The following is a 10,636-nucleotide window of genomic DNA, read 5'->3' as shown; positions in this document are numbered from 1 at the left end:
GAACTCAGGGGGTGGGAGGCTGCAAGCCGAGGTAGTCGATAAGCTCGCGCGTGGCTGCGGCGCCGGCGCGGTTGGCCCCTACGGTTGACGCCGAAGGGCCATAGCCAACCAAATGAATACGGGGATCTTTGGCCACTTGGGTGGCGAGACGGCCGGTCATGACAATGCCGCCGGATTGTTCGCGCAGGTTCAGGGGCGCGAGATGATCAAGCGCTGACTGGAAACCGGTGCACCATAGGATGGTATCGACAGCGCGCTCTTGCCCGTCCGCCCAGCGGACGCCGGTGGGGGTAATCTCAGAGAACATGGGAAGGCGGTTGAGTACGCCGCGCCGCTGCATGGCTTCGACGGCGGGGGTGACGGGTAAGCCAGTCACCGATACGACGGCCTTGGGAGGAAGACCCTGACGCACGCGATCCTCGACCATGGCGACCGCAGCGCGGCCTGCGGCTTCATCAAACGGTCCTGTACGGAAGCGAGGCGGTGTGCGGGTAACCCATGTGGTTTGGGTGACTTGCGATATCTCGTCGAGCAACTGGATCGCTGAAATGCCGCCGCCGACGATAAGAACATGCTGGCCGATAAAGCGCTCAGCGGTTTTATAGTCCTTGGTGTGGAGTTGGGTGCCTAAAAAGGTGTCAGCACCGGGGTAGGGCGGGATATAGGGCTTTTCCCAGGTGCCGGTGGCGTTGATGATGCCCCGGGCGGAGAGTAGGCCTTTGTCGGTTTCGACACGAAAGCGCTCGCCGCGGTCGCAGACCACTTGCACTCGTCTGGGACGCACAACCTCAAGATCAAAACGGGCTTCGTAAGCCGTGTAATATGCGGGTACGGCTTGTGCCGCTTGAACCGTTGGGCCACTGGCGAAAGCGCCGAACTGCATGCCCGGCAAGTCGTGAACCCGATTGACCGTCGAGAGGGTGAGTGAGGGCCAACGGTGTTGCCAAGCGCCGCCAGGGTTGGGGTTGGCGTCTAAAACATAGAAGTCGCGACGCGCCACATAGCCCATGCGGGTGAGATGATAAGCAGCACTGAGTCCAGCCTGCCCAGCGCCGATGATGACAATGTTTGTTTTTAGGGCCGTATTCGGGCTGCGGGGCAGGGGAGCGATCATAGCGACATTTGAGCGCAAATGATTTGAGAACGCGAGTGGGTTGATCCATTTTGCGTGTCAACTTTCACCTCGAGGTAACGCCTCAACCAGGTGTGAACAGATGGGAAGTGCGCGGGAATTGTGGAGTTGTTAACCCTAGCGAAAAAATCGTTAATGCAATTTCGTGTTTGTTGCCGAACGGTTTTTACTTAATCCGTCCGGTTCCTGAAAAGCCTCTTGACCCGCTGAACCCCCGGAAACGCATAGCTTCCCTTCGAGTTGTTCAAGAAAGAATCCTTGACGGAGCGAGTCATCGGCTCTAAACAGCCCCTACCTTAGCGGTCGGTCGTGATTGTCACACCGGGTCCCTGCCACCTAGCGCGGGAATCCAGGGCAATCAAACACACTGTCGGGTATTAGACGAAGTAAATCCTTGTGCGCATGACTGCTGCCTGTAATAGGGCGGGTGGTCCTCTGCAACTGAGGCGCTGCCGCATCCTTAATGGGGTGAGGTGGGCGTCGCTTTGGTTTGCTTGTGTTGACCGTTTATAAATTTGGACCAATGGAAAGAGCGCAATGCCCACCATTAATCAGCTGATCCGCAAGCCACGCGCCAGCAAGCCAAAGCGGAACAAAGTTCCCGCCATGGAAGCGAACCCGCAGAAGCGTGGCGTTTGCTCCCGTGTGTACACGACGACCCCAAAGAAGCCGAACTCGGCACTGCGTAAGGTTGCCAAGGTACGTCTCACCAACCAGCGCGAAGTGATCTCCTACATTCCGGGCGAAGGTCACAACCTGCAGGAGCACTCTGTTGTTCTGATCCGTGGCGGCCGCGTACGCGACTTGCCAGGTGTTCGTTACCACGTGCTTCGCGGTGTTCTTGATACGCAGAGTGTCAAGGATCGTAAGCAACGCCGTTCGAAGTACGGCGCGAAGCGTCCGAAGTAAGGAGTATTTGAGTCATGTCCCGTCGCCACCGTGCAGAGAAGCGTGACGTTATTCCGGACCCAAAGTTCGGTGATCTCGTCGTCTCCAAGTTCATGAATTACCTGATGCTCGACGGCAAGAAGTCCGCCGCCGAATCCATCGTCTACGGTGCTTTTGACATCGTAGAAACCAAGACCAAGCAGGATCCAGTCACCGTGTTCCACGGCGCTCTGGACAACATCCGTCCGGCTGTTGAAGTTCGTTCGCGTCGCGTTGGCGGTGCTACGTACCAGGTTCCTGTCGAAGTTCGTGCTGACCGTCAGCAGGCTCTGGCCATTCGTTGGCTCATCGAGTCCGCTCGTAAGCGCGGCGAAAACACCATGCGTGAGCGTCTTTCCGGCGAACTCATGGATGCTATGAACGGCCGTGGTCAGGCCGTTAAGAAGCGCGAAGACACGCACCGTATGGCTGACGCCAACCGTGCATTCTCGCACTACCGCTGGTAGTAGGAACCGATTATGGCACGTACCACTCCGATCAATCTGTACCGTAACTTCGGCATCATGGCTCACATCGATGCTGGCAAGACCACTACGACTGAACGCATCCTGTATTACACTGGCAAGAACCATAAGATGGGTGAAACCCACGATGGCGCTTCGACCATGGACTGGATGGAGCAGGAGCAGGAACGCGGCATCACCATCACTTCCGCAGCGACCACGACTTCGTGGACCTCGCGTGATGGCGTGCAGCACCGCTTCAACATCATCGACACCCCCGGCCACGTTGACTTCACCATTGAAGTAGAACGTTCGCTGCGCGTGCTCGACGGTGCTGTGGCTCTGCTCGATGCGAACGCTGGTGTTGAACCTCAGACTGAAACCGTTTGGCGCCAGGCTGACAAGTACAACGTTCCACGTCTCATCTTCGTCAATAAGATGGACAAGATCGGCGCAGACTTCTACCGCTGCCTCGAAATGATCGGTTCGCGTCTCGGTGCCAAGGGCGTCGCGGCTCAGCTGCCAATCGGCGCTGAAACCGAGTTCAAGGGCGTTGTCGATCTCATCGAGATGAAGGCACTCGTCTGGCAGAACGAAGAACTCGGCGCTGCCTGGGACGTTCTTGAGATCCCAGCGGATCTGAAGGACAAGGCTGTCGAATACCGCGAAAAGCTGATCGAAGCTGCCGTCGAAATGGACGATGCAGCAATGGAAGCGTATCTGAACGGTGAAACACCGGACAACGATACCATCCGTCGTCTGCTTCGCCGTGGCGTTATTGATGCGAAGTTCTTCCTCGTTTTTGCTGGCTCTGCCTTCAAGAACAAGGGCGTTCAGCCGCTCCTCGATGGCGTTATCGACTTCCTGCCAGCTCCGACCGACGTTCCTGCTATCCAGGGTATCGACGCGAAGACTGAAGAGCCAATCGAACGTCACGCTGACGACAACGAGCCGCTCTCCATGCTGGCGTTCAAGATCGCCAACGACCCACACATGGGTTCGCTGACTTTCTGCCGCATCTACTCGGGTCACCTCGAAGCTGGCATTCAGCTGGAAAACACCGTGAAGGGCAAGCGCGAACGCGTTGGCCGCATGTTCCAGATGCACGCAAACAGCCGCGAGCAGATCACTGAAGCTTACGCAGGCGATATCGTTGCTATCGTTGGTCTCAAGGACACCACCACTGGTGATACCCTGACCCCAGCGAACGCACAGGTTATCCTTGAACGTATGATCTTCCCGGATCCGGTTATCGACATCTCCGTCGAGCCAAAGTCCAAGGCCGACCAGGAAAAGATGGGCCTCGCCCTGAACCGCCTGGCAGCTGAAGATCCATCGTTCCGCGTTAAGACCGACGAAGAATCGGGCCAGACGATCATTTCGGGTATGGGTGAACTTCACCTTGATATTCTCGTCGATCGTATGAAGCGTGAATTCAAGGTCGAAGCGAACATCGGTCAGCCGCAGGTTGCGTATCGTGAAACGATCACGCGCAAGTCGGACAAGGACTACAGCCACAAGAAGCAGTCTGGTGGTTCGGGTCAGTTCGCTCGTATCAAGTTCACTGTTGAACCCGGTGAAGTTGGCAAGGGCTTCGAGTTCGTGAACTCGATCGTCGGTGGTGCTATTCCTCGCGAATACATCCCAGGCGTTCAGAAGGGCATGGAATCGGTCATGGGCGCAGGTCCGCTGATCGGCTTCCCAGTGGTTGACGTTAAGGTCACTCTGACCGACGGCGCATACCACGACGTTGACTCGTCTGTTCTCGCCTTCGAAATCGCCGGCCGTGCAGGTCTGCGTGAAGCGCTTCGTGAAGCTGGTCCGAAGATTCTCGAACCAATCATGAAGGTTGAAGTTGTCACGCCAGACGACTACATGGGTGACGTAATCGGCGACTTGAATTCTCGTCGTGGTCAGATCCAGGGCACTGAAAGCCGTGGTGTCGTCCAGGTCGTGAACGCGTTTGTTCCGCTCGCGAATATGTTCGGCTATGTGAACTCGCTGCGCTCTATGAGCCAGGGTCGTGCACAGTACAGCATGGTGTTCGATCACTACGAACAGGTTCCGCAGGCGGTTGCCGACGAAGTCCAGGCCAAGTACGCCTAAAACCAGCGCAAGCTAACTAATCTCAACTTTAAGTCGGCGATTGCGCTGACAATTTTGGAGAAAATCGATGGGTAAGGAAAAATTTTCCCGCTCCAAGCCGCATTGCAACATCGGCACCATTGGTCACGTTGACCACGGCAAGACCTCGCTGACCGCAGCGATCACCAAGGTTTTGGCTGAATCCGGCGGCGCAGCGTTCAAGGACTATGCGTCGATCGACAGCGCGCCAGAAGAAAAGGCACGCGGTATCACCATCAACACTTCGCACGTTGAATACGAAACCGCGAACCGCCACTACGCACACGTCGACTGCCCAGGCCACGCTGACTATGTTAAGAACATGATCACCGGCGCTGCTCAGATGGACGGCGCGATCCTGGTTGTGTCGGCTGCTGACGGCCCAATGCCACAGACTCGCGAACACATCCTGCTCGCTCGCCAGGTTGGCGTTCCAGCACTGGTCGTGTTCCTGAACAAGTGCGACATGGTTGACGACGCTGAACTGCTCGAACTCGTCGAAATGGAAGTTCGTGAACTTCTGTCTTCGTACGAATTCCCAGGCGACGACATCCCAGTCATCAAGGGCTCGGCTCTCGCAGCTCTCGAAGACAGCAACAAGGCTCTCGGCCATGACGCTGTTCTCGAACTGATGGCCGCTGTTGATGCGTACATCCCACAGCCAGAACGTCCAGTTGACCAGCCGTTCCTGCTCCCGATCGAAGACGTGTTCTCGATCTCGGGTCGCGGTACTGTTGTGACCGGTCGTGTTGAACGTGGTATCGTCAAGGTTGGCGAAGAAGTCGAAATTGTCGGCATCAAGGCAACCCAGAAGACCACCGTTACCGGCGTTGAAATGTTCCGCAAGCTGCTCGACTCCGGTCAGGCAGGCGACAACGTTGGCGCGCTGATCCGTGGTATCGACCGCACTCAGGTTGAGCGCGGCCAGGTTCTCTGCAAGCCAGGTTCCGTACAGCCACACACCGACTTCACTGCTGAGGTTTACATCCTCACCAAGGAAGAAGGCGGTCGCCACACTCCGTTCTTCGGTAACTACCGTCCTCAGTTCTACTTCCGTACAACCGACGTGACCGGCATTGTTACCCTTCCAGAAGGCACCGAAATGGTGATGCCTGGGGATAACCTGAATATCAACGTTCAGCTTATCGTTCCGATCGCTATGGAAGAGAAGCTCCGCTTCGCTATCCGTGAAGGCGGCCGTACTGTTGGTTCGGGCGTCGTAGCTACGATCCTGAAGTAAGAACAATTTGACACTCGCGGCGCGTGCTTTGTTGCGCGCCGCGATCCTTTTTGTCAGGATTTAAAAGATGAACGGTCAGAATATTCGCATTCGCCTCAAGGCGTTTGACCATCGCGTGCTCGATACGTCGACTCGTGAAATCGTCAACACTGCCAAGCGTACGGGTGCTCAGGTTCGCGGTCCAATCCCGCTGCCGACCCACATCGACAAGTTCACCGTGAACCGCTCGCCGCACATCGATAAGAAGTCGCGTGAGCAGTTTGAGATTCGTACCCACAAGCGTTTGCTTGACATTGTGGATCCGACCCCTCAAACGGTCGATGCGTTGATGAAGCTTGACCTCGCCGCCGGCGTCGACGTCGAAATCAAGCTCTAAAGCATACAAGTTTCCGCGCCTGCCGTTAAAAGGGTCCTCTGAAACCATGACCCGGCAGCGCGCCAATTGAAAAGGTAAGAACCTATGCGTTCTGGATTGATCGCACAGAAGCTGGGCATGACCCGCATCTTTGCAGAGGACGGATCCCACGTCCCTGTAACGGTGCTGAGCCTGCAAAACTGCCAGGTGGTAGCTCAGCGGACCGCCGAGAAGGATGGCTACGTAGCCCTGCAGCTCGGCGCCGGCCAGGCAAAGGCCAAGAACGTCAGCAAGGCCGAACGTGGCCAGTATGCTGTCGCTAAGGTTGAGCCGAAGCGTCGCGTCGCGGAATTCCGCGTTGACGCTGATAACCTCATCGAGGTTGGTGCAACTCTTAAGGCCGATCACTTTGCCGAAGGTCAGCTGGTCGACGTGACCGGTACCTCTATCGGTAAGGGCTTTGCCGGCGGTATGAAGCGCTGGAATTTTGGCGGTCTTCGTGCGTCGCACGGTGTGTCTGTCTCTCACCGCTCGATCGGTTCGACCGGTCAGCGTCAGGACCCAGGCCGTACCTTCAAGAATAAGAAGATGCCGGGCCACATGGGCGACCGTCGCATCACCACTCAGAACCTCACTGTTGTGAAGACCGACGTAGAACGTGGTCTGATCATGGTTCAGGGTTCTGTTCCGGGCTCCAAGGGTGCTTGGATCATGGTCAAGGACGCCGTCAAGAAGCCGGCTCCCGCGAACGTTGCCCTTCCGGGTTCGTTCGAAGCCGCTGCTGCGGGGGAATCGAAGTAAATGGAACTCCAGGTAACCACTCTCGACGGTAAGTCCGCAGGCAAGGTTGAACTTCAGGACGCCGTGTTCGGCCTTGAAGTCCGTGCTGACCTTCTTCACCGTATGGTTCGCTACCAGCAGCTTAAGGCTATGGCTGGCACCCACGACGTCAAGAACCGCTCTGAAGGTGCACTGACCGGTAAGAAGTTTGTAAAGCAGAAGGGTTCTGGCGGCGCTCGTCACGGCGACCGTAAGGCTCCTCAGTTCCGTGGTGGCGGCCGTGCATTCGGTCCAACTCCGCGTAGCCATGCTATCGATCTTCCAAAGAAGGTCCGTGCTTTGGCTCTCAAGCATGCTCTCTCGGCTAAGGCTGCTGCAGGCTCGCTGATCGTTCTCGACAGCGTTGCACAGGCTCAGGCTAAGACTGCTGCTCTGCGCACCACTTTCGGCAAGCTGGAATGGCTTAACGCTCTGATCATCGACGGTGCAACCGTTGACCAGAACTTCGCTCTTGCTGCTCGCAACATCCCAAATATCGACGTGCTGCCGGTGCAGGGGATCAACGTTGTTTCGATCCTGAAGCGTGACAAGCTCGTCCTCACCAAGGCAGCGCTTGAAGCGCTCGAAGCGAGGTTCGCATGAACAAGCTTGCCGCTTACGACATTATCCGCAACCCAGTCGTGACGGAAAAGTCGACCATGGCTTCTGAAGCCAACCAGGTCGTTTTCGATGTTGCTATTGACGCGAACAAGACTGAGATCAAGGCAGCTGTTGAACAGCTTTTCTCGGTCAAGGTGAAGGCTGTTAACACTTTGGTCCGCAAGGGCAAGGTAAAGCGCTTCCGTGGTCGTGTTGGTGTTCGCAACGACGTCAAGAAGGCAGTTGTGACCCTGGCCGAAGGTCAGTCGATCGACATCTCGACCGGCCTCTAAGGGATAAGAGACAAAAATGGCTCTAAAGACTTACAATCCCACCTCTGAAGGCCGTCGTACGCTTGTTACGACTGATCGTTCGGAACTGTGGAAGGGTGCACCGGTCAAGGCTTTGACCGAAGGCCTCAGCAAATCCGGTGGTCGTAATAACACCGGCCGCATCACTGCTTTCCACCGTGGTGGTGGTCACAAGCGCTCGTACCGTTTGATCGATTTCAAGCGCGTTAAGTTCGACGCAGTCGGGACCGTAGAACGTCTCGAATACGATCCGAACCGTACCGCTTGGATCGCTCTGATTAAGTACGAAGACGGCGAACTGGCTTACATCGTTGCTCCACAGCGTCTTGCTGCTGGCGACAAGGTTGTATCGTCCATGAACGCAGTCGACGTGAAGCCAGGCAATGCAATGCCGCTCGAGCGCATGCCGGTCGGCACCATTGTGCACAACATCGAACTGAAGCCTCGCAAGGGTGGTCAGGTCGCTCGTTCTGCTGGCGCCTATGCTCAGTACGTTGGCCGTGACTCCGGTTGGGCGATCCTTCGCCTGAACTCGGGTGAACAGCGTCGCGTTCACGGCACTTGCCTTGCGACTGTTGGTGCTGTGTCCAACCAGGACCATGCTAACACCTCGCTCGGTAAGGCAGGTCGCAACCGTTGGCTCGGCCGCAAGCCAGTCAACCGTGGTGTTACCATGAACCCGGTCGACCACCCACATGGTGGTGGTGAAGGCCGTACCTCTGGTGGCCGTCACCCGGTTTCTCCGTGGGGCAAGCCAACTAAGGGCAAGCGTACGCGTACCAACAAGGCAACGGACCAGTTTATCGTTCGTAGCCGTCACGTGAAGAAGGGCAGGTAACAACATGACCCGTTCGATTTGGAAGGGGCCGTTCGTAGACGGTTACCTGCTCAAGAAGGCCGAGAAGGCTGCGTCATCTGGTCGCCACGAAGTGGTGAAGATTTGGTCGCGTCGCTCGACGATCCTGCCGCAGTTCGTGGGTATCACGTTCGGCGTTCACAATGGTCAGAAGCACGTCCCAGTCCTCGTGACTGAAGACATGATTGGCCACAAGTTCGGTGAATTCGCGCCGACCCGTACCTACTACGGTCACGCGGCCGACAAGAAGGCCAAGAGGAAGTAAGATGAGCAAGCCAAAGACTGAGCGCGCTCTCAAGGATAACGAGGCTAAGGCTGTACTGCGCATGCTGCGTATCAGCCCTCAGAAGCTGAACCTCGTCGCGCAGTTGATCCGTGGTAAGAAGGTAGAGCGTGCTCTGTCCGACCTCGAGTTCAGCCACAAGCGTATCGCCGGCCAGGTGAAGAAGGTGCTGGAAAGCGCCATCGCCAACGCTGAAAACAACCACGGTCTCGACAGCGACGCTCTCGTTGTTGCCGAAGCCTTCGTCGGTAACTCGCTGGTTATGAAGCGCTTCCACGCTCGTGGTCGCGGCAAGTCGGCTCGTGTTGAGAAGCCATTCTCGCACCTGACGATCGTCGTCCGTCAAGTTGAGGAGGCCGCATAATGGGTCAGAAGATCAATCCAATCGGCTTCCGCCTCGGTATCAACCGCACTTGGGACAGCCGCTGGTACGCAAACCGTGGTGAGTACGGCACGCTTCTTCAGGAAGACCTGAAGATTCGTTCCATGCTCATGGAAGAGCTCAAGGCAGCTGCGGTTTCCAAGATCGTTATCGAACGCCCGCACCGTAAGTGCCGCGTGTCGATCCACACTGCCCGTCCAGGCATTGTGATCGGCAAGAAGGGCGCAGACATCGACAAGATCCGCGCCAAGGTGAAGAAGTTCACCGATAGCGAAGTGCACATCAACATCGTTGAAGTGCGCAAGCCGGAAACCGACGCGACTCTGGTTGCTCAGGGTATTGCCCAGCAGCTGGAACGCCGTGTGGCATTCCGTCGCGCTATGAAGCGTGCGGTTCAGACAGCGATCCGTATGGGCGCTGGTGGTATCCGCGTTAACGTTGGTGGTCGTCTTGGTGGCGCCGATATCGCTCGTACCGAATGGTACCGCGAAGGCCGTGTTCCACTGCACACCCTCCGTGCTGACATCGACTACGGTACTGCAGAAGCCGCAACCACTTACGGCATCATCGGTATCAAGGTCTGGGTCTTCAAGGGCGAAGTCCTTGAGCATGATCCGTCGGCTCACGAGCGTCGCGCTACCGAAGGTGGCGAAGGTGCTGGTCAGCGTTCTCCACGCCATGAGCGTGGCGACCGCGATCGCGAACGCGCATAAGAAGGTTAGTTCATTATGCTGCAACCAAAGAGAACTAAGTTCCGCAAGGCCCACAAGGGCCGTATCCATGGCGAAGCCAAGGGCGGTACCACCCTCGCATTCGGTCAGTACGCACTGAAGGCCACTGAGCCAGAACGTGTTACTGCCCGTCAGATCGAAGCTGCGCGTCGCGCGATCACTCGCGAAATGAAGCGTCAGGGTCGTGTTTGGATCCGTATTTTCCCGGATCTGCCTGTTTCCAAGAAGCCTACCGAAGTCCGTATGGGTAAGGGTAAGGGCTCCGTGGAGTACTGGGCTGCACGTGTAAAACCTGGTCGTATCGTTTTTGAGATTGACGGCGTACCAGAAGACGTTGCAAAGGAGGCACTTCGCCTCGGTGCAATGAAGCTGCCGATCACCACGCGTATCGTTACGCGTATTGCTGACTAAG

At 56.8% G+C, this 10,636-nt stretch carries 14 protein-coding genes; 13 read left to right on the top strand and 1 reads right to left on the bottom strand.

From position 1 onward, the window contains the following. Nucleotides 1-4: 4 nt before the first annotated feature. Nucleotides 5-1,114 (bottom strand): NAD(P)-binding domain-containing protein, encoded by a 1,110-nt coding sequence (locus tag HKD40_RS06400; protein WP_169194907.1) that lies wholly within the window; start codon nt 1,112-1,114, stop codon nt 5-7. Nucleotides 1,115-1,669: 555 nt separating this feature from the next. On the opposite strand from HKD40_RS06400, the gene rpsL reads away from it, so the two are divergent. The 13 genes from rpsL (at nt 1,670) to rplP (ending at nt 10,635) form a co-directional block, all read left to right on the top strand. Then, nucleotides 1,670-2,041 carry a 30S ribosomal protein S12 gene (rpsL, locus tag HKD40_RS06395; protein WP_035080811.1) on the top strand — a complete coding sequence of 124 codons (372 nt, stop codon included), beginning with the start codon at nt 1,670-1,672 and terminating at the stop codon, nt 2,039-2,041. A 14-nt stretch (nt 2,042-2,055) separates the two neighbouring features. Then, entirely contained in the window at nt 2,056-2,526 is a 471-nt protein-coding gene (rpsG, locus tag HKD40_RS06390; RefSeq protein ID WP_169194906.1) for a 30S ribosomal protein S7, read from the top strand. Between the two features lie 12 nt (nt 2,527-2,538). After that, complete coding sequence (gene fusA, locus HKD40_RS06385) at nt 2,539-4,629, top strand: elongation factor G (RefSeq protein ID WP_169194905.1); 2,091 nt, start codon at nt 2,539-2,541, stop codon at nt 4,627-4,629. A gap of 67 nt (nt 4,630-4,696) precedes the next feature. After that, complete coding sequence (gene tuf / locus HKD40_RS06380) at nt 4,697-5,887, top strand: elongation factor Tu (RefSeq protein WP_169194904.1); 1,191 nt, start codon at nt 4,697-4,699, stop codon at nt 5,885-5,887. A gap of 67 nt (nt 5,888-5,954) precedes the next feature. Next, the gene (rpsJ, locus tag HKD40_RS06375) at nt 5,955-6,263 is read left to right on the top strand and encodes a 30S ribosomal protein S10 (RefSeq protein WP_169194903.1); all 309 of its coding nucleotides are present in this window, start codon (nt 5,955-5,957) and stop codon (nt 6,261-6,263) included. 84 nt (nt 6,264-6,347) lie between these two features. After that, complete coding sequence (gene rplC / locus HKD40_RS06370) at nt 6,348-7,043, top strand: 50S ribosomal protein L3 (protein ID WP_169194902.1); 696 nt, start codon at nt 6,348-6,350, stop codon at nt 7,041-7,043. Then, entirely contained in the window at nt 7,044-7,664 is a 621-nt protein-coding gene (gene rplD, locus HKD40_RS06365) for a 50S ribosomal protein L4 (RefSeq protein WP_169194901.1), read from the top strand. Next, on the top strand, nt 7,661-7,954 hold the full coding sequence (locus tag HKD40_RS06360) for a 50S ribosomal protein L23 (RefSeq protein ID WP_169194900.1): 294 nt from the start codon (nt 7,661-7,663) through the stop codon (nt 7,952-7,954). The genes rplD and HKD40_RS06360 overlap by 4 nt, the downstream gene beginning before the upstream one ends. A gap of 16 nt (nt 7,955-7,970) precedes the next feature. After that, on the top strand, nt 7,971-8,810 hold the full coding sequence (gene rplB, locus HKD40_RS06355) for a 50S ribosomal protein L2 (protein WP_169194899.1): 840 nt from the start codon (nt 7,971-7,973) through the stop codon (nt 8,808-8,810). A gap of 4 nt (nt 8,811-8,814) precedes the next feature. Further along, entirely contained in the window at nt 8,815-9,093 is a 279-nt protein-coding gene (rpsS, locus tag HKD40_RS06350) for a 30S ribosomal protein S19 (protein ID WP_169194898.1), read from the top strand. Nucleotide 9,094: 1 nt separating this feature from the next. Further along, nucleotides 9,095-9,475 (top strand): 50S ribosomal protein L22, encoded by a 381-nt coding sequence (gene rplV / locus HKD40_RS06345; RefSeq protein WP_169194897.1) that lies wholly within the window; start codon nt 9,095-9,097, stop codon nt 9,473-9,475. After that, a complete protein-coding gene (gene rpsC, locus HKD40_RS06340) occupies nt 9,475-10,206 on the top strand; it encodes a 30S ribosomal protein S3 (RefSeq protein ID WP_169194896.1) in 732 nt (243 codons plus the stop codon). The genes rplV and rpsC overlap by 1 nt, the downstream gene beginning before the upstream one ends. A gap of 15 nt (nt 10,207-10,221) precedes the next feature. Continuing rightward, nucleotides 10,222-10,635 carry a 50S ribosomal protein L16 gene (gene rplP / locus HKD40_RS06335; RefSeq protein WP_169194895.1) on the top strand — a complete coding sequence of 138 codons (414 nt, stop codon included), beginning with the start codon at nt 10,222-10,224 and terminating at the stop codon, nt 10,633-10,635. The last annotated feature ends 1 nt before the right edge of the window (nt 10,636 follow it).

Origin of the sequence: Devosia sp. MC1541 (assembly GCF_012847305.1) — a bacterium.
In the GTDB taxonomy this organism is placed as follows: Bacteria; Pseudomonadota; Alphaproteobacteria; order Rhizobiales; family Devosiaceae; genus Devosia.
The sequence above is the reverse complement of the archived record's forward strand: the minus strand, read 5'-3'. Positions and strand labels throughout refer to the sequence as shown.

Bases quoted from the DNA above. Each gene is read 5' to 3' on its own strand.
- rplV (WP_169194897.1), top strand. From the start codon at position 9,095: ATGAGCAAGCCAAAGACTGAGCGCGCTCTCAAGGATAACGAGGCTAAG.
- rpsC (WP_169194896.1), top strand. From the start codon at position 9,475: ATGGGTCAGAAGATCAATCCAATCGGCTTCCGCCTCGGTATCAACCGC.
- HKD40_RS06400 (WP_169194907.1), bottom strand. From the start codon at position 1,114: ATGATCGCTCCCCTGCCCCGCAGCCCGAATACGGCCCTAAAAACAAAC.
- rplP (WP_169194895.1), top strand. From the start codon at position 10,222: ATGCTGCAACCAAAGAGAACTAAGTTCCGCAAGGCCCACAAGGGCCGT.
- tuf (WP_169194904.1), top strand. From the start codon at position 4,697: ATGGGTAAGGAAAAATTTTCCCGCTCCAAGCCGCATTGCAACATCGGC.
- rplB (WP_169194899.1), top strand. From the start codon at position 7,971: ATGGCTCTAAAGACTTACAATCCCACCTCTGAAGGCCGTCGTACGCTT.
- HKD40_RS06360 (WP_169194900.1), top strand. From the start codon at position 7,661: ATGAACAAGCTTGCCGCTTACGACATTATCCGCAACCCAGTCGTGACG.
- rpsS (WP_169194898.1), top strand. From the start codon at position 8,815: ATGACCCGTTCGATTTGGAAGGGGCCGTTCGTAGACGGTTACCTGCTC.
- rpsJ (WP_169194903.1), top strand. From the start codon at position 5,955: ATGAACGGTCAGAATATTCGCATTCGCCTCAAGGCGTTTGACCATCGC.
- rplD (WP_169194901.1), top strand. From the start codon at position 7,044: ATGGAACTCCAGGTAACCACTCTCGACGGTAAGTCCGCAGGCAAGGTT.
- fusA (WP_169194905.1), top strand. From the start codon at position 2,539: ATGGCACGTACCACTCCGATCAATCTGTACCGTAACTTCGGCATCATG.
- rplC (WP_169194902.1), top strand. From the start codon at position 6,348: ATGCGTTCTGGATTGATCGCACAGAAGCTGGGCATGACCCGCATCTTT.
- rpsL (WP_035080811.1), top strand. From the start codon at position 1,670: ATGCCCACCATTAATCAGCTGATCCGCAAGCCACGCGCCAGCAAGCCA.
- rpsG (WP_169194906.1), top strand. From the start codon at position 2,056: ATGTCCCGTCGCCACCGTGCAGAGAAGCGTGACGTTATTCCGGACCCA.